This is a genomic window from Streptomyces wuyuanensis (genome assembly GCF_900103455.1).
GTDB lineage: Bacteria > Actinomycetota > Actinomycetes > Streptomycetales > Streptomycetaceae > Streptomyces > Streptomyces wuyuanensis.
Map to the genome: position 1 here is coordinate 251,043 of NZ_FNHI01000005.1, position 17,977 is coordinate 269,019.

Genomic DNA, 17,977 nt, shown 5'->3' on the forward strand with positions numbered 1-17,977 from the left:
AAGGGGTGGCGAATGGTGGCGTTTCTGGAATCGCCATGGCGGGACCAGTGATCGTAGGATTACTTTCGGTACACGAACCCTGGGGAGGCGCTGCTTCCGCGGGTATGCCGGAGGCAAGTCGGTTTCCTGTTCGAAGGGGGGCGACCGCCGGACGGAGGGCCGTAACTCACGGCATTCTGCTAGGGGTTCGGACATCGTTCCGCCGGGCAAGGCTTTGCGGCGGGACTTCGTGGCAAGGCATGCAAGGACATCTTGCGGATGGGGGCGTTCCTGTGAGCGGCGGCAGCGCGGACGGCTCGGGCACCGGCAAGCGCCCGAACGAGCAGCTGGGCTCGTGGTTCGTGCGCAGCGGCTGGTCGAAGGGGGAGCTCGCCCGCCAGGTCAACCGGCGGGCGCGGCAGATCGGCGCGCACCACATCAGCACGGACACCTCACGGGTCCGCAGATGGCTCGACGGCGAGCAGCCCCGCGAGCCCATCCCGCGGATCCTCAGCGAACTGTTCTCCGAGCGGTTCGGAACCGTCGTCGCCGTCGAGGACCTGGGCCTGCGCACGGCGCACCAGTCGCCCTCGGTGTCCGGGGTCGACCTCCCCTGGGCCGGCCCGCAGACCGTGGCGCTCCTCAGCGAGTTCTCGCGCAGCGACCTGATGCTGGCCCGCCGGGGGTTCCTCGGGACGTCGCTCGCGCTCTCCGCCGGGCCGGCGCTCATCGAACCGATGCAGCGCTGGCTGGTGCCCACCCCGCCCTCCGACCCCGGACCCGCGGACTCAGCGAGCGTCCGGCGCCCCGCCCGGCTCTCCAAGCCGGAGCTGGACCTCCTCGAGTCCACGACCGCCATGTTCCGCCAGTGGGACGCCCAGTGCGGCGGCGGGCTGCGCCGCAAGGCCGTCGTCGGCCAGCTCCACGAGGTGACGGACCTGCTCCAGGAGCCGCAGCCCGCGGCCACCTCCAGAAGGCTGTTCACCTGCGCCGCCGAACTGGCCGAGCTGGCCGGCTGGATGAGCTACGACGTCGGGCTCCAGCCCACGGCGCAGAAGTACTTCGTGCTCGCCCTGCACGCCGCCAAGGAAGCGGGGGACAAGCCCCTCGGCTCGTACATCCTCTCCTCCATGAGCCGGCAGATGATCCACCTCGGCCGTCCCGAGGACGCGCTGGAGCTCATCCACCTCGCCCAGTACGGCAGCCGTGACTGCGCCACCCCGCGCACGCAGGCGATGCTGTATGCGATGGAGGCCCGCGCCTACGCCAACATGGGCCAGCCCAGCAAGACCAAGCGCGCCGTCCGCATGGCCGAGGACACCTTCGCGGACGCGATGGAGGACCGGGAGCCCGAGCCCGACTGGATCCGCTTCTTCTCCGAGGCCGAGCTCAACGGCGAGAACGCCCACTCGTACCGGGACCTCGCCTACGTCGCCGGCCGCAGCCCCATGTACGCCTCGCTCGCCGAGCCCGTCATGGAGCGCGCCGTCCATCTCTTCGGCGAGGACGCCGAGCACCAGCGCTCGTATGCACTCAACCTCGTCGGCATGGCGACGGTGCACCTGCTGAAGCGGGAGCCCGAGCAGTCCACCCGGCTCGCCGAGCAGGCGCTCCACGTCGCCAGGCGGGTGCGCTCGGAGCGGGTCAACACCCGGCTGCGCAAGACCGTCGACACGGCGGCCAGGGACTTCGGGGACGTGCCCGAGGTCGCCCACCTCACGGACCTCATCACCGCACAGCTGCCCGAGACCGCGGAAGCGGTCTGAGCAGCCCGTCCCAGGACTCCGGCGCGACGGCCGCCCCTACTGCCCGACTCGGCTCCCCACGCCAGGTCAACCGGGCGGCCGTCGCGCCGGTCGCGCTGCCCGCGGAGGGTACGCGCGTGATGTACCCGTGACCCTTCAGTTCATGGGCGCGTAACACGCCCGACCTCTTCGTCACTGCGGCGAAACATCGTGCGGCATCGGCGGAAACCGCGGCGCGCCAACCTCATGCCCCATAACGGGCCGACTCCCCAGGCAGCCGTACCGGATCCAGCCGGACCGGCTGCCGGCAGCCCAGGCTCCCGCCCCGCACAGGCCGCACGACGACGAGGAGACGCCGATGCCCCCAGGCATCACACTTGCCGCAGACGCCCCCGAGCTGTCTGCCGCCAACACCGGTTTCATGCTCATCTGCTCCGCGCTGGTGATGCTCATGACGCCCGGCCTGGCCTTCTTCTACGGAGGCATGGTCCGCGTCAAGAGCACCCTGAACATGCTGATGATGAGCTTCATCAGCCTCGGGATCGTCACCATCCTGTGGGTGCTCTACGGCTTCAGCCTCGCCTTCGGCACCGACTCCGGTTCCCTCATCGGCTGGTCCTCCGACTACGTCGGCCTGAGCGGCATCGGGATCACCCAGCTCTGGGACGGATACACCATCCCGGTGTACGTATTCGCCGTCTTCCAGCTGATGTTCGCGATCATCACGCCCGCTCTGATCAGCGGCGCCCTCGCGGACCGCGTGAAGTTCACCGCCTGGGCCCTGTTCATCACCCTGTGGGCCACCGTCGTGTACTTCCCGGTCGCGCACTGGGTCTGGGGCGCGGGCGGCTGGCTGTTCGAGATGGGCGTCATCGACTTCGCCGGCGGTACGGCGGTCCACATCAACGCCGGTGCCGCCGCCCTCGGCGTCATCCTCGTCATCGGCAAGCGCGTCGGCTTCAAGAAGGACCCGATGCGGCCGCACAGCCTCCCCCTGGTCATGCTGGGCGCCGGTCTGCTGTGGTTCGGCTGGTTCGGCTTCAACGCCGGCTCGTGGCTCGGCAACGACGACGGCGTGGGCGCGGTCATGTTCGTCAACACCCAGGTCGCCACGGCCGCCGCGATGCTCGCCTGGCTCGCCTACGAGAAGATCCGCCACGGCTCCTTCACCACCCTCGGTGCCGCCTCCGGCGCGGTCGCGGGCCTCGTCGCCATCACTCCCTCCGGCGGCTCCTGCTCCCCGCTCGGCGCCATCGGCATCGGCGCCGTGGCCGGTCTGCTCTGCGCCATGGCCGTCGGCCTGAAGTACCGGTTCGGCTACGACGACTCCCTGGACGTCGTCGGCGTCCACCTCGTCGGCGGTGTCGTCGGCTCGCTGCTCGTGGGCTTCTTCGCCACCGGCGGCGTGCAGTCCGACGCCAAGGGCCTCTTCTACGGCGGCGGATTCGACCAGCTCGGCAAGCAGGCCGTCGGTGTCTTCGCGGTCCTGGCCTACTCTCTGATCGTCTCCGCGATCCTCGCCTTCGTCCTCGACAAGACGATCGGCATGAGGGTCAGCGAGGACGACGAGATCTCGGGCATCGACCAGGTCGAGCACGCCGAGACCGCGTACGACTTCAGCGGGGCGGGCGGCGGCGCCGGCTCCCGCAAGACCGCCTCCGCACCCGCCGAGACCGTGGCAGCCGCACCGCAGAACAAGAAGGTGGACGCATGAAGCTCATCACCGCAGTCGTGAAGCCGCACCGGCTGGACGAGATCAAGGAGGCCCTGCAGGCCTTCGGAGTCCAGGGGCTCACGGTCACCGAGGCGAGCGGCTACGGACGGCAGCGCGGCCACACCGAGGTCTACCGGGGTGCCGAGTACACCGTGGACCTCGTCCCCAAGATCCGGATCGAGGTCCTGGCCGAGGACGACGACGCCGAACAGCTCATCGACGTGGTGGTGAAGGCCGCCCGCACCGGCAAGATCGGTGACGGCAAGGTGTGGAGCGTGCCGGTCGACACCGCGGTCCGCGTCCGGACCGGCGAACGCGGCCCGGACGCGCTGTAGACGGGAGTTCTGGGTGACGAGCATCGATCTGACCACGGAAACCGAGGGCTCGGGACCCAGCGGCTATGCGGCGGCCCGGCTGCGCCTTCTCCAGGAGAAGGCGCGGTCCGGGCCGCCGCGCCGTGCCGCGCTGGCCCGGCTCACCGACGACTGGCTCGCGGCGCTGTTCGCCGCCGCCAAGGAGGACACCGGGGTGGGCGGCGCCGCCCTCGTCGCCGTCGGCGGCTACGGGCGCGGCGAGCTCTCGCCGCGCAGCGACCTCGACCTCCTCCTGCTGCACGACGGCAGCGCCGACGCCGACGCGCTCGCCTCCCTCGCCGACCGGCTCTGGTACCCGGTGTGGGATCTCGGGCTGGCGCTCGACCACTCGGTCCGGACCCCGGCCGAGGCACGCCGGACCGCCGGCGAGGACATCAAGGTGCAGCTCGGGCTGCTCGACGCCCGCGCCGTCGCCGGAGACCTCGGGATGGTCGCCGGGCTGCGCACGGCCGTCCTCGCCGACTGGCGCAACCAGGCGCCCAAACGGCTCCCCGAACTCGACGAGCTCTGCCGCGAGCGCGCCGAACGCCAGGGCGAGCTGCAGTTCCTGCTGGAACCCGACCTCAAGGAGGCCCGGGGCGGCCTGCGCGACGCCACCGCCCTGCGCGCCGTCGCCGCGTCCTGGCTCGCGGACGCCCCGCGCGAGGGCCTCGCCGAGGCACGCCGCACCCTCCTCGACACCCGCGACGCCCTCCATCTGACCACCGGACGGGCCACCGACCGCCTCGCCCTCCAGGAACAGGACCAGGTGGCCGGGGCCCTCGGCCTGCTGGACGCCGACGCGCTGCTGCGCCAGGTGTACGAGGCCGCCCGGACCGTCTCGTACGCCGCCGACGTCACCTGGCGCGAGGTGAACCGGGTGCTCAAGGCCCGGTCGGCGCGCCCCCGGCTGCGGAACATCTGGGGCGGCCGCCGCCCCGAGCCCGAGCGCACCCCTCTGGCCGAGGGCGTCGTCGAGATGGACGGCGAGGCCGTCATCGCCCGCACCGCCAGGCCGGAGCGCGACCCGGTGCTGCCCCTGCGCGCCGCGGCGGCAGCGGCCCAGTCCGGAGTGCCGCTCTCCCTTCACGCCGTACGCCACCTGGCCGCCGCCACCAAGCCGCTCCCCGTGCCCTGGCCGGCCGAGGCGCGGGAGGAACTCGTCACCCTGCTCGGCGCGGGCGAACCGACCGTTGCCGTGTGGGAGGCGCTGGAGGCCGAGGGCCTGATCACCCGGCTGCTCCCCGACTGGGAGCGGGTCCGCTGCCGGCCCCAGCGCAACCCCGTGCACACCTGGACCGTCGACCGCCATCTCGTCGAGGCCGCGGTCCGCGCCTCCGCACTCACCCGCCGCGTCGGCCGCCCCGACCTGCTCCTCGTCGCGGCCCTGCTCCACGACATCGGCAAGGGCTGGCCCGGCGACCACTCCGTGGCCGGCGAGACCATCGCGCGCGACGTCGCCACCCGCATCGGCTTCGACAAGCAGGACGTGGGCGTGATCGCCACCCTCGTACGCCACCATCTGCTGCTCATCGAGACCGCCACCCGCCGCGACCTGGAGGACCCCGCGACCGTGCGGGCGGTCGCGGACGTCGTCGGCACGCCCGGCACGCTGGAACTGCTGCACGCCCTCACCGAGGCCGACGCCCTCGCGACCGGGCCGGCGGCCTGGTCCGCCTGGCGGGGCTCGCTCGTCGCCGACCTGGTCAAGCGGGTCGCGGGCGTCCTCGCGGGGGAGAGCCCCGGGGAACCGGAGCCGGTCGCACCGAGCGCCGAGCAGGAGCGGCTCGCCGTCGAGGCGCTGCGCACCGGCGGGCCGGTCCTGGCCCTGCACGCCGCGCAGGCCGAGACCTCGCAGCCGGACGGCGAACCCGAGCCCGTCGGTGTGGAGCTCCTCATCGCCGTGCCCGACCAGCCCGCCGTGCTGCCCGCCGTCGCCGGCGTGCTCGCCCTGCACCGGCTCACCGTCCGGGCCGCCGACCTGCGCGCCGTGGAGCTTCCGCAGGAGGTGGGCCCGGGCACCGTCCTCGTACTGAACTGGCGGGTCGCCGCCGCCTACGGCTCGCTCCCGCAGGCCGCCCGGCTGCGCTCCGATCTCGTGCGGGCGCTCGACGGGTCCCTGGACGTGGCCGCCCGGCTCGCCGAGCGCGATGCCGCCCATCCGCGAAGGCGCGGGGTCAAGGCACCGCCGCCGAGGGTCACCGTCGCCCCGGCGGCCTCCCGGCTGGCCACGGTCATCGAGGTCCGGGCCCAGGACGCCCCGGGGCTGCTGCACCGGATCGGCCACGCCCTGGAGTCCGCGGAGGTCAGCGTGCGCAGCGCACGGGTGTCGACGCTCGGCGCGAACGCCGTGGACGCGTTCTACGTCACAGGACCCGAGGGAGCCCCGCTGCCGCCCGAGGAGGCCGTGGACGTCGCCCGGGCGCTGGAGGCCGCGCTGCGCACCGCGTGACCGCCCGGACCCGGGGACTCCGTCCGGCCGCGTGCCCAGGGGGCAGACCCCATCCCACGCGGCCGGATACCCTTGGGTGACATCTGTCCGCCCGCCCCCGAGACCTGAGGATCCGCGACCACCGTGTTCGACACCCTCTCCGACCGCCTTGCAGCGACATTCAAGAACCTCCGGGGCAAGGGCCGCCTGTCCGAGGCCGACATCGACGCCACGGCACGTGAGATCCGCATCGCGCTGCTCGAGGCCGATGTGGCGCTGCCCGTCGTGCGCGCCTTCATCAAGCAGGTCAAGGAGCGCGCGCTCGGCGCCGAGGTGTCCCAGGCGCTGAACCCCGCCCAGCAGGTCATCAAGATCGTCAACGAGGAGCTCATCGGCATCCTCGGCGGCGAGACCCGCCGGCTGCGCTTCGCCAAGCAGCCGCCCACCGTGATCATGCTCGCGGGTCTCCAGGGTGCCGGTAAGACCACCCTGGCCGGCAAGCTCGGTCTCTGGCTCAAGACCCAGGGCCACTCCCCGCTGCTCGTCGCCTGTGACCTGCAGCGCCCCAACGCCGTGAACCAGCTGGCCGTCGTCGCCGAGCGCGCCGGCGTGGGCGTCTTCGCGCCCCAGCCCGGAAACGGTGTGGGCGACCCCGTCCAGGTCGCCAAGGAGTCGATCGAGTACGCGAAGTCGAAGGTCCACGACATCGTCATCGTCGACACCGCGGGCCGGCTCGGCATCGACCGGGAGATGATGCAGCAGGCCGCGGACATCCGTGACGCGGTCAGCCCCGACGAGGTCCTCTTCGTCGTCGACGCGATGATCGGTCAGGACGCGGTCAACACCGCCGAGGCCTTCCGCGACGGCGTCGGCTTCGACGGTGTGGTGCTGTCCAAGCTGGACGGCGACGCCCGCGGCGGTGCCGCGCTCTCCATCGCGCACGTCACCGGCAAGCAGATCATGTTCGCCTCGAACGGCGAGAAGCTGGACGAGTTCGACGCGTTCCACCCGGACCGCATGGCGTCCCGCATCCTCGGCATGGGCGACATGCTGTCGCTGATCGAGAAGGCCGAGCAGACCTTCAGCCAGGCCGAGGCCGAGAAGATGGCGGCCAAGCTGGCGAAGGGCCCCAAGGAGTTCACGCTCGACGACTTCCTGGCCCAGATGGAGCAGGTCAGGAAGATGGGCTCCATCTCCAAGCTGCTCGGGATGCTGCCGGGCATGGGCCAGATCAAGGACCAGATCAACAACATCGACGAGCGCGACGTCGACCGCACGGCGGCGATCATCAAGTCGATGACGCCCGGCGAGCGCACCGACCCGACGATCATCAACGGCTCGCGTCGGGCCCGTATCGCCCGCGGTTCCGGGGTCGACGTCAGCGCGGTGAAGAACCTGGTCGAGCGGTTCTTCGAGGCCCGCAAGATGATGTCGCGCATGGCGCAGGGCGGCGGCATGCCGGGGATGCCGGGCATCCCCGGCATGGGCGGTGGCCCCGGCCGTCAGAAGAAGAAGCAGAAGCAGGCCAAGGGCAAGCAGCGCTCCGGCAACCCGATGAAGCGCAAGGCCGAGGAGCAGGCCGCCCAGGCCCGCCGCGAGCAGGCCGGCCAGGGGAGCCCGTTCGGGCTGCCGGCCGGCGGCCAGGGCGCCCAGGACTTCGAGCTCCCGGACGAGTTCAAGAAGTTCATGGGCTGACGAGTCGGCCCCGAGCACGGCCGAGGGCCCCGCGATCGCCCCCGATCGCGGGGCCCTCGCCCGTGCCGGACCTCCGGCGGCCGGGGCCGCTCACATCGCCGCAGCCGTGCTCCCGGGTGGCAGCGCGGCCCGTTCTGTGCGGTCATGGGCAGAGATCTGGGAGCAGCCGAGGGACCGGAGGGCAGGCAGTGGCCAATCCCGTACCCCCGCGCGATCGCACCGACCAGCCCTGGCGATCGGAGGGGGCACCGCCACCCACGCCGCCGCGCAAGAAGCCGCCCGGCGGCTGGATCGGGCTCGTCGCGACCGCCGTGGTCCTCTTCCTCGTCGCCTACGGGATCCTGTCGTACTTCACCAAGGGCGACGAGCCGACGATCTCGTACACCGAGTTCAGCAGGCAGGTCGAGGCCGGCAACGTCACCAAGATCTACGCCAAGGGCGACACGATCGAGGGCGAGCTGAGGACGGGGCAGCCGATCCCCGGCGGCGGGGGCGACTACACCACCTTCCGGACCCAGCGGCCGGAGTTCGCGGAGGACAACCTCTGGCAGCAGCTGAGCCAGAAGGGCGTGACCGTCACGGCCGAACCGGTCGTCGTCCAGCGCAGCCTGCTGACCAATCTGCTGCTCTCCCTCGCGCCGATCGTGATCCTCGTGCTGCTCTGGGTGGCCCTCGCGAGACGCCTGGGGCCACGCCTGGGCGGCCCTCTGGGCCGCAAGGCGCCGCCCCGCCCCGTGGAGCTGGAACCCCACAGACGCACCACCTTCGCCGACGTGGCGGGGATCGACGAGGTCCAGGGCGAGCTCGACGACGTCGTCGACTTCCTGAAGAACCCCCAGGTCTACCGGGCCATGGGCGCGCGGATGCCCGGCGGCGTGCTGCTCGCCGGTCCGCCCGGCACGGGCAAGACGCTGCTCGCACGGGCCGTGGCGGGCGAGGCGGGAGTGCCGTTCTTCTCGGCGTCCGCGTCGGAGTTCATCGAGATGATCGTGGGCGTCGGGGCATCCCGCGTCCGCGAACTCTTCGCCGAGGCCCGCAAGGTCGCCCCGGCCATCGTCTTCATCGACGAGATCGACACCATCGGACGGGTGCGCGGCGGCGGCGCGAGCATCGGGGGCCATGACGAGCGCGAGCAGACCCTCAACCAGATCCTGACCGAGATGGACGGCTTCAGCGGCTCGGAGGGCGTCGTCGTCATCGCCGCCACCAACCGCGCCGACGTCCTCGACCCGGCTCTCACGCGGCCCGGCCGCTTCGACCGGATCGTGCACGTCAGCCCGCCCGACCGGGCGGGCCGGGAGGCGATCCTCAGGATCCACACCCGGGACATCCCGCTGGCACCGAGCGTCGACCTGGTGCAGGTGGCCCGTACGACACCGGGCATGACCGGCGCCGAACTCGCCAACCTCGCCAACGAGGCCGCGCTGCTCGCGGTCAAGCGGCGGCAGGACCAGGTGACCCAGCGGGACCTCTCCGACGCGCTGGAGAAGGTCCAGCTCGGCGCGGAGCGCGCGCTCGTGATGCCCGAGGGCGAGCGCCGCAGGACCGCGTACCACGAGAGCGGCCACGCCCTGCTCGGCATGCTCCAGCCGGGCGCCGACCCCGTCCGCAAGGTCACGATCGTCCCGCGCGGCCGGGCGCTCGGCGTCACCCTCTCCACTCCCGACGCCGACAAATACGCGTACACCGAGGAGTACCTGCGCGGAAGGATCATCGGCGCGCTCGGCGGCATGGCGGCGGAGCACGTGGTCTTCGGCATCATCACCACCGGCTCGGAGAACGACCTGGAGCAGGTCACCCGGCTGGTGCGGGGCATGGTCGGACGCTGGGGCATGAGCGAGCGCGTCGGCCGCTTCACCGCGGTGTCGGGCGACGGACAGGAGCCGTACGGACTCAGCGCCGCTCCGGCGACGCTGGACGCGGTGGACCACGAGATGCGCCGTATCGCCGAGGAGTGCTACGAGAGCGCCTGCCGGCAGCTCCGCGAGAACCGCGACCGGCTGGACGCGCTGGCGGAGGCACTGCTCGCCAGCGAGACGCTGGACGAGGAGGAGGCCTACCGCGCCGCCGGCGTCCCCCGGCTCAAGAAGGAGACGAACGGCCACTGAGCCGGGAGCGCGGGGCCAATGGGCCGGGCAGCGGGCGGTTCGAGAAGGAGACGAACAGCCACTGAGCCGGGAGCGCGGGCCCCTGGCGCGGGTGCGCCCGGTGCCCGCGACGGGGCTCCGGGCGCTTCACTCACGATGCCTGAGGTCAGGGGATACGGGCTATCAGATACCGGAAGACGTTCGGCATCCACACCGTCCCGTCCGCCCGCAGATGCGGATGGAGCGCCTCCTTGACCTCCTTCTCCACCTGCGCCGGGTCCGTCGCCCGTACCGCCGCGTCGAACAGGCCGGTCGACAGCAGGCCGCGCACGGCACTGTCCAGGTCCGCGTACCCGAAGGGGCACGACACCCGGCCCGAACCGTCGGGCCGTATCCCCGCCCTGGTCGCCACGTCCTCCAGGTCGTCCCGGAGCGTCTGCCGCCAGCCTCCGTCCGAGCGCAGCCGCTCGGTGAGCCTGCTCGCCACCCGCAGCACCGCCGAGGTGGCACACCGCTCGGGCGGGCCCCAGCCCGCCAGCACCACGGGGCTGCCGCGCTCGGCGAGCGGAACCACGGCCTCCAGCGCGGGCACCAATCCGTCGGAGTCGCCGGCCGTACAACCGATTGGCTGAAAGACCGTGATCATGTTGAACCGGGGGCGCCGGGGATCGGCGGCCTCCGCCGGCCCTCCCTCGACCAGGCGTGCCCCGGGTGCGTCCCCGGAACCGGCGCGCTCCGGCTCTGGTGCGAGTCGCTCGCGCGCCAGCGCCATCCTCGACGGGTCCGTGTCGACGCCGGTGACGCTCGCGCCGCGGGCCGAGGCCATCAGCAGGGCGAGGCCCGAGCCGCAGCCGAGGCCCAGCACACGAGTGCCCGCGCCGACCTCCAGATGCTCGTACACCGCCTCGTAGAGCGGCACCAGCATCCGTTCCTGGATCTCGGCCCAGTCGCGGGCGCGCCTCCCGGCATCGGCCGGGGGCGCTGAGGACGTACGAGGGTGGTGCGGGACGAGCGTAGGTGTCATCGAAAAGCGCCCCAATCCGCCAAGAGGTCAGCCTTGCCCAGATGGACAGCCCCCGTGTCGTATCGCTCGCGCCCCCCGTATGCCAGGGAACTGCGCTTCGCTCGGTACGTCCAGAGGTCGCACCGCAATGCCTCGGATGCCCCGGTCGTGCGCCCCCGCGCCCGGAACCGTTCCGCATCCAGATTGCAGCCCGCTCACGATTCCCGCCATGGCAAAGCCGCCCGTCGTCACACCGGAGGCGGAGGACTTCCCCCGCTGGTACCGGGGCGGGACGAGACCGGCCGACCGGTCGGTGCCGGTGCGGCGCCTCGTGGCCGAGGACGGGTCGGTGCCCGGGTCCGAGGACGCTCCCGGTACGCTCGCGATCGTCGCCCGCGCCCGCTGAAGGGCACCGTTCCCTGAGCCCGTCGGGTGCGGCGCGCAGCGCGCGGAGCCGCGCCGGGCGCCCTTCGGAGCGGTCACGCCTCGCCGAGCGCCCCCCGCTCCGGCGCGCGGCCCCGGCGTGCGGTCCGAGACCGCGCATCGGCTCGCCCGGCGTCGGCATTGCTGCCTAGACGCGTGGCTACGTACCGGCTTGTTGTGAGCTGCGAGGCTTCTCCGCAGATCAGCGCACCCGCCCTCGTCAGGACGCATCAATGGCAACTGACGGGTACGTGCAAATTATTTGGGATGCCCCGGAATGGAACCCGAGGGGTGTCCGGCTCGTTGTCACGACGTGAGCACGACACCACCTGTTCTCGCCGCAGAGCTGGCACAGGCGTGGGCCGACATTCAGCGGCACCACCCCGAGCTGCCCGATCTTGCCGCGCCAGAGTCACTGATCGGAGAGTCCTCGTCGGCCTGCGGGCACGAACTCTCCTTCGAGCGACTGCTCCACGAGGCAGTCCACGGTATTGCCGCCGCCCGGGGAGTCCGCGACACCTCGCGCGCCGGCCGGTACCACAACCGCCGGTTCCTGGCGATCGCCGAGGAGATGGGCCTGGACCACCCGGAGGAGCCGCACCCCAGCAGCGGCTTCTCCCTGGTCACGCTCACCCCCGAGGCGAAGCGGCGGTACCGGCCGACCATCGAGCGGCTCCAGCGCGCCCTCGCCGCGCACACGGTCGCCACGGCATCCGACACCAAGCGGACCTTCCGCGGCCCGGCGGCCCGCCACGGCTCGTCCGGGGGCGGCGTCCGGGTCAAGGCGGTCTGCGACTGCGGGAGAAACGTCCGGGTCGTCCCCTCGGTCCTCGCCCAGGCACCGATCGTCTGCGGCGGCTGCGGGAAACCGTTCCGCATCCCGGAACCGGTGGCCGCGGCGAGCTGACCGGGCCGTCGCCCGCGACAGCACCGCGGAGTGACCGACCGGTCCGGCCCGGGGCCCGACGGCCTCGGGTCAGCCGGCCGGGATCCGTGTGGCACAATGTCTAGCTGTACTCGACAGTCGCACAGGACCCCTCTCTCCTCCGGCTGACGCGTCCATCGGGCGATCGGGTACCGCAACCCCACGCGGCATCTCGTTGTGCCCAACCACGTCAAAACCAGGAGATTCCACTCCCGTGGCAGTCAAGATCAAGCTGAAGCGTCTGGGCAAGATCCGTTCGCCTCACTACCGCATCGTCGTCGCCGACTCCCGTACCCGCCGTGACGGCCGGGCCATCGAGGAGATCGGTCTGTACCACCCGACGTACAACCCGTCGCGCATCGAGGTCGACTCGGAGCGCGCCCAGTACTGGCTGTCCGTCGGCGCCCAGCCGACCGAGCCGGTCCTCGCGATCCTGAAGCTCACCGGCGACTGGCAGAAGCACAAGGGCCTGCCCGCCCCGGAGAAGCCGCTCCTCGCCCCGGCGACGAAGGAAGAGAAGCGCCGCTCCTTCGACGAGTTCGCCAAGGCTCTCGAGGGCGAAGAGGGCAAGGGTGAGGCCATCACCCAGAAGTCGAAGAAAACCGAGAAGAAGGCGGACGAGGCTGAGGCTCCCGCCGAGTCCACCGAGGCCTGAGCATGCTCGAGGAGGCTCTCGAGCACCTCGTGAAGGGCATCGTCGACAACCCCGAGGACGTGCAGGTCGCCTCGCGCAATCTGCGTCGCGGCCGGGTGCTCGAGGTCCGGGTGCACCCCGACGATCTCGGTAAGGTGATCGGCCGCAACGGCCGCACCGCGCGCGCCCTGCGCACTGTCGTGGGCGCCATCGGCGGTCGTGGTATCCGTGTCGACCTCGTCGACGTGGACCAGGTCCGCTGAACAGTTGATCACCGGCGCGGGCCGGGGAGGGCTTACCGGCCCGCCCCGGCCCGTCGTCGTACGACAGGAGCTTTGAGCGTGCAGTTGGTAGTCGCACGGATCGGCCGCGCCCACGGCATCAAGGGCGAGGTCACCGTCGAGGTACGTACCGACGAGCCGGAACTTCGGCTCGCCCCCGGAGCCGTACTGGCCACCGAGCCGGCCTCCACGGGCCCGCTGACCATCGAGACCGGCCGGGTGCACAGCGGACGTCTGCTGCTGCGCTTCGAGGGCGTCCGGGACCGCAACGGCGCCGAGGCCCTGCGCAACACCCTGCTGATCGCCGAGGTCGATCCGGAGGAGCGGCCGGAAGAGCCCGACGAGTACTACGACCACCAGCTCATGGACCTGGACGTGGTGCTCGCGGACGGCACGGAGATCGGGCGGATCACGGAGATCTCCCATCTGCCGTCGCAGGACCTCTTCATCGTCGAGCGGCCCGACGGCAGCGAGGTCATGATCCCGTTCGTCGAGGAGATCGTCACCGAGATCGACCTGGACGAGCAGAAGGCCGTCATCGACCCGCCCCCCGGTCTCGTCGACGACCGCGCGGAGGTCGCGTCGCAGCGGGACGCGGACGCCGAGGACGGGAACTGATGCGGCTCGACGTCGTCACGATCTTCCCCGAGTACCTGGAGCCGCTGAACGTCTCGCTGGTCGGCAAGGCCCGGGCCCGCGGGCAGCTCGGCGTCCACGTCCACGACCTGCGGGAGTGGACGTACGACCGGCACAGCACGGTCGACGACACCCCGTACGGCGGCGGCCCCGGCATGGTGATGAAGACCGAGCCGTGGGGCGAAGCGCTCGACGAGATCCTCGCCTCCGGCTACGAGGCGGGCGCCCACGCGCCGGCGCTGGTCGTGCCGACCCCCAGCGGCCGCCCGTTCACCCAGGAACTCGCCGTCGAGCTCTCCGAGCGGCCCTGGCTGATCTTCACCCCGGCCCGGTACGAGGGCATCGACCGCCGTGTCATCGACGAGTACGCGGCCCGCATGCCGGTCCACGAGGTCTCGATCGGCGACTACGTGCTGGCCGGCGGAGAAGCGGCCGTCCTCGTCATGACGGAGGCCGTCGCACGGCTGCTGCCCGGCGTCCTCGGCAACGCCGAGTCGCACCGCGACGACTCCTTCGCCCCCGGTGCCATGGCCAACCTCCTGGAGGGGCCCGTCTACACCAAGCCGCCGCTCTGGCGCGGCCGCGGCGTCCCGGACGTGCTGCTCAGCGGGCACCACGGCAAGATCGCCCGCTGGCGGCGGGACGAGGCGTTCCGCCGGACGGCCCTGCACCGGCCGGACCTCATCGAGCGCTGCGACCCGTCCGCGTTCGACAAGAAGGACCGGGAGATCCTCTCCATTCTGGGCTGGGCCCCCTCGCCCGACGGCCGATTTTGGCGCAGGCCGGAGGCCGTGGAAGAATAGGCCGCTGCCGTACGTCCGGCGTGCGCCCCTGCCACAGGGGGACACGACGCCCGCCTCGACGCCGCGGCTCCTCGATCATCTCTCCGAATACCGTCGATGACCTGTGGCATCGGCGAAGAAAGCAGACGAACATGTCGCACGTGCTCGACGCCGTCAACGCCGCCTCGCTGCGGACCGACCTCCCCGCCTTCCGCCCCGGTGACACCGTGAACGTCCACGTTCGCGTCATCGAGGGCAACCGCTCCCGTATCCAGCAGTTCAAGGGTGTCGTCATCCGCCGCCAGGGTTCGGGCGTCAGCGAGACCTTCACGGTCCGCAAGGTCTCCTTCTCCGTCGGCGTCGAGCGCACCTTCCCGGTGCACAGCCCGATCTTCGAGAAGATCGAGCTCGTCACCCGCGGTGACGTCCGCCGCGCCAAGCTCTACTACCTGCGTGAGCTGCGCGGCAAGGCCGCGAAGATCAAGGAGAAGCGCGACAACTGAGCCACGGCTCACACCCGCGCACTGCAGAGGCCTCATACGGTTCTTATGGCGGCCGGATAGCATCTGGCCCCGATGGACACCGAAGCACTGCACACGGAGCGCGACCGCTCCTCCGCCCCCGAGACCGATGGGTCCGGCACCGGAGAGCGGTCGCGCTCCGTGCGTGTTCCCCGGCGGATGTCCTGGCGGCGAGCCGGTGTGCTGGGCGGCGTCTGCGCCGTCTTCCTGCTGCTCCTCAGCCAGTTCGTGATGCAGCCGTTCCAGATCCCCAGCACCTCCATGCAGCCCGCCCTCGAGGTCGGCGACCGCGTGCTGGTGAACAAGCTGGCGTACCGTTTCGGGTCCGAGCCGCGGCGCGGGGACGTGGTCGTGTTCGACGGCACCGGATCCTTCGTACCGGAGGACGTGGTGGAGAACCCGGTCAGCGCCGCCGCCCGGGAAGGGCTGGCCGCTCTCGGGCTCGCGGAACCGTCCGACACCGATTTCGTCAAACGTGTGGTGGGCGTGGGCGGCGACCGCGTGGTCTGCTGCGACAAGAGGGGAAGACTCCAGGTGAACGGCGTACCGGTCGACGAGAGCTATCTGTACGCCGGTGACGCCCCGTCCCACGTGCCCTTCGACATCGTCGTCCCGCAGGGCACCCTGTGGGTCATGGGCGACCACCGCAGCAAGTCGCGTGATTCCCGCGACCACTTGGGCGAGCCCGGCGGGGGCACCGTGCCCCTCGACCGGGTGATCGGACGCGCGGACTGGATCGGCTGGCCGTTGGACCGCTGGTCCACGCTGCCGGCGACCGGCGCGTTCGACCGCGTGACCGCGCCGGACGGTGCCCATGGGTAGCCGCGGACGGCGGGCGAGCCACCGGGCCGATACCAGGCTGCCCACCGGCACCCGGCCCACCGACGGCGGCCGGACCCTTCCCGGGCGCGCCGAGCGTCGCAGGCTCGCGAAGAAGGTGAAGAGACGGCGCCAGCGCTCCGCCGTCAAGGAGATCCCCCTCCTCGTCACGGTGGCGCTGATGATCGCCCTCGTCCTCAAGACCTTCCTCGTGCAGGCGTTCGTCATCCCCTCCGGCTCGATGGAGCAGACGATCCAGATCGACGACCGGGTGCTGGTCGACAAGCTGACACCGTGGTTCGGCTCCAAGCCCGAGCGGGGCGACGTCGTCGTCTTCAAGGACCCCGGTGGCTGGCTCCAGGAGGAGCAGACGCCGCGCAAGGACGACCCGGTGGTCGTCAAGCAGGTCAAGGACGTGCTGAGCTTCATCGGTCTGCTGCCGTCCGACGACGAGCAGGACCTCATCAAGCGGGTCGTCGCCGTCGGCGGCGACACGGTCAAGTGCTGCGACCGGAACGGCAAGGTCACGGTCAACGACGTCCCGCTGAACGAGCCCTATCTGCACCCCGGCAACGCCCCCTCGAAACTGAGGTTCGACGTACAGGTCCCCGAGGGCCGCTACTTCGTGATGGGCGACCACCGCTCGAACTCGGCGGACTCCCGCTTCCATCTCGACGAGGAGTACAGCGGAACCGTCTCGGAGGAGGAGGTCGTCGGACGCGCCGTGGTCATCGCCTGGCCGTTCGACCACTGGAGCAAACTGGAGGAGAGGGGAACGTACGCCTCGGTCCCCGATGCGCGCGCCGGGACGGCCACCGCATCCGGACCGTCGCATAGTGTGTCCTCCCAGGATCACAAAGGACTGGTCCTGCTCCCGAGCCCTGCGGAACTCCCGCTCGTTATGGGAGTAGTGGGCCTGCGCCGTCTCGGGCGCCGGCCGTCGCACGGAGTGAGGAGTGGATGTGGGGGATTTGGCGGTAGGCGCACGATCCGGACACGACGAGCCCGAGGAGCGGCCCGAGCGGTACGTGAAGCCCTCCCCCGGTTCCAGTGGCTCCGGCGGCCTTCCCCCCCAGGGCGACGGCGGTTCGGGAGACGGTGACCCGGCGGACGGCGACGGTTCGTCCGGTCACGGGGGGAGCAAGCAGCGCTCCTTCTGGAAGGAACTGCCGCTGCTGGTCGGTATCGCGCTGGTCCTGGCGCTGCTGATCAAGACGTTCCTGGTACAGGCGTTCTCGATTCCGTCGGACTCGATGATGAACACGCTGCAGCGGGGCGACCGGGTGCTCGTCGACAAGCTGACGCCGTGGTTCGGCTCCGAGCCCGAGCGCGGCGAGGTCGTGGTCTTCCACGACCCGGGCGGCTGGCTGGACGACACCCACTCTCCCGAGCCCAACGCGGTGCAGCAGTTCCTGAGCTTCATCGGCCTGATGCCGTCGTCGGAGGAGAAGGACCTGATCAAGCGCGTCATCGCGGTCGGCGGTGACACCGTCTCCTGCAAGAAGGGAGGCAAGGTCATGGTCAACGGCAAGGCCTTGGACGAGACGTCTTACATCCGCCCGGGCAGTACGCCCTGCGACGACAAGCCGTTCGGTCCGATCCGGGTGCCCGAGGGCCGGATCTGGGTGATGGGTGACAACCGGGACAACTCCCTGGACTCCCGCTACCACCAGGAGCTGCCCTACAACGGCACGGTCAGCAACGAGGACGTCGTCGGGCGTGCCGTGGTGGTGGCCTGGCCGTTCAACCGCTGGTCCACGCTGCCCGTTCCGGACACCTTCGACCAGCCCGGACTGAACTCCGCGGCCCTGATCGGCGGAACCGTCGCGCCGGGCGCACTGGCCGTGGCCGGCGCGTTGCCGATCGTGCTCGTCCGCCGGAGGAGGCTGACCCGCGGGCGAACCGACGGGTAGGGTGCCGCTCGGATCAGCGATCGACGGTCCTGAAGA

Annotated in this window: 17 protein-coding genes; 16 read left to right on the forward strand and 1 reads right to left on the reverse strand. The window is 71.3% G+C overall.

What is annotated here, in order from left to right; translation table 11 throughout:
- Positions 1-239: 239 nt before the first annotated feature.
- The 6 genes from nsdA (at position 240) to ftsH (ending at position 10,025) form a co-directional block, all read left to right on the forward strand.
- Positions 240-1,745: a transcriptional repressor NsdA gene (gene nsdA, locus BLT82_RS10125; RefSeq protein ID WP_244291904.1), complete on the forward strand. Its 1,506-nt coding sequence runs from the start codon at positions 240-242 to the stop codon at positions 1,743-1,745.
- A 337-nt stretch (positions 1,746-2,082) separates the two neighbouring features.
- Positions 2,083-3,438 (forward strand): ammonium transporter, encoded by a 1,356-nt coding sequence (locus BLT82_RS10130; RefSeq protein ID WP_093653549.1) that lies wholly within the window; start codon positions 2,083-2,085, stop codon positions 3,436-3,438.
- Positions 3,435-3,773 carry a P-II family nitrogen regulator gene (locus BLT82_RS10135; protein WP_093653550.1) on the forward strand — a complete coding sequence of 113 codons (339 nt, stop codon included), beginning with the start codon at positions 3,435-3,437 and terminating at the stop codon, positions 3,771-3,773. Before BLT82_RS10130 ends, BLT82_RS10135 begins: the two co-directional genes overlap by 4 nt.
- Before the next feature lie 13 nt (positions 3,774-3,786).
- Positions 3,787-6,243 (forward strand): [protein-PII] uridylyltransferase, encoded by a 2,457-nt coding sequence (locus BLT82_RS10140; protein ID WP_093653551.1) that lies wholly within the window; start codon positions 3,787-3,789, stop codon positions 6,241-6,243.
- A 123-nt stretch (positions 6,244-6,366) separates the two neighbouring features.
- Positions 6,367-7,917 carry a signal recognition particle protein gene (gene ffh, locus BLT82_RS10145; protein ID WP_093653552.1) on the forward strand — a complete coding sequence of 517 codons (1,551 nt, stop codon included), beginning with the start codon at positions 6,367-6,369 and terminating at the stop codon, positions 7,915-7,917.
- A 188-nt stretch (positions 7,918-8,105) separates the two neighbouring features.
- Complete coding sequence (gene ftsH / locus BLT82_RS10150) at positions 8,106-10,025, forward strand: ATP-dependent zinc metalloprotease FtsH (RefSeq protein ID WP_208867802.1); 1,920 nt, start codon at positions 8,106-8,108, stop codon at positions 10,023-10,025.
- Between the two features lie 145 nt (positions 10,026-10,170).
- On the opposite strand, the gene BLT82_RS10155 is transcribed toward ftsH, so the two are convergent.
- The gene (locus BLT82_RS10155) at positions 10,171-11,028 is read right to left on the reverse strand and encodes a class I SAM-dependent methyltransferase (protein ID WP_208867803.1); all 858 of its coding nucleotides are present in this window, start codon (positions 11,026-11,028) and stop codon (positions 10,171-10,173) included.
- Positions 11,029-11,236: 208 nt separating this feature from the next.
- Between BLT82_RS10155 and BLT82_RS37105 the strand changes: the two genes are divergently transcribed.
- The 10 genes from BLT82_RS37105 (at position 11,237) to lepB (BLT82_RS10200) (ending at position 17,941) form a co-directional block, all read left to right on the forward strand.
- Complete coding sequence (locus BLT82_RS37105; protein WP_167745989.1) at positions 11,237-11,413, forward strand: hypothetical protein; 177 nt, start codon at positions 11,237-11,239, stop codon at positions 11,411-11,413.
- Positions 11,414-11,743: 330 nt separating this feature from the next.
- Positions 11,744-12,337, forward strand: a complete 594-nt coding sequence (locus BLT82_RS10160; RefSeq protein WP_093653554.1) for a hypothetical protein — start codon at positions 11,744-11,746, stop codon at positions 12,335-12,337.
- Between the two features lie 232 nt (positions 12,338-12,569).
- On the forward strand, positions 12,570-13,010 hold the full coding sequence (rpsP, locus tag BLT82_RS10165) for a 30S ribosomal protein S16 (protein WP_018891857.1): 441 nt from the start codon (positions 12,570-12,572) through the stop codon (positions 13,008-13,010).
- Between the two features lie 2 nt (positions 13,011-13,012).
- Positions 13,013-13,252 carry an RNA-binding protein gene (locus tag BLT82_RS10170; protein WP_017947632.1) on the forward strand — a complete coding sequence of 80 codons (240 nt, stop codon included), beginning with the start codon at positions 13,013-13,015 and terminating at the stop codon, positions 13,250-13,252.
- Positions 13,253-13,330: 78 nt separating this feature from the next.
- Entirely contained in the window at positions 13,331-13,888 is a 558-nt protein-coding gene (gene rimM / locus BLT82_RS10175; RefSeq protein ID WP_093653555.1) for a ribosome maturation factor RimM, read from the forward strand.
- Positions 13,888-14,709, forward strand: a complete 822-nt coding sequence (trmD, locus tag BLT82_RS10180) for a tRNA (guanosine(37)-N1)-methyltransferase TrmD (RefSeq protein ID WP_093653556.1) — start codon at positions 13,888-13,890, stop codon at positions 14,707-14,709. The genes rimM and trmD overlap by 1 nt, the downstream gene beginning before the upstream one ends.
- Positions 14,710-14,840: 131 nt before the next feature.
- Positions 14,841-15,191, forward strand: a complete 351-nt coding sequence (rplS, locus tag BLT82_RS10185; protein ID WP_093653557.1) for a 50S ribosomal protein L19 — start codon at positions 14,841-14,843, stop codon at positions 15,189-15,191.
- Positions 15,192-15,263: 72 nt separating this feature from the next.
- Complete coding sequence (gene lepB / locus BLT82_RS10190) at positions 15,264-16,031, forward strand: signal peptidase I (protein ID WP_093653558.1); 768 nt, start codon at positions 15,264-15,266, stop codon at positions 16,029-16,031.
- Positions 16,024-17,130, forward strand: a complete 1,107-nt coding sequence (gene lepB, locus BLT82_RS10195) for a signal peptidase I (RefSeq protein ID WP_093653559.1) — start codon at positions 16,024-16,026, stop codon at positions 17,128-17,130. The genes lepB (BLT82_RS10190) and lepB (BLT82_RS10195) overlap by 8 nt, the downstream gene beginning before the upstream one ends.
- On the forward strand, positions 17,057-17,941 hold the full coding sequence (gene lepB / locus BLT82_RS10200; RefSeq protein WP_093653560.1) for a signal peptidase I: 885 nt from the start codon (positions 17,057-17,059) through the stop codon (positions 17,939-17,941). The genes lepB (BLT82_RS10195) and lepB (BLT82_RS10200) overlap by 74 nt, the downstream gene beginning before the upstream one ends.
- Positions 17,942-17,977 lie beyond the last annotated feature (36 nt).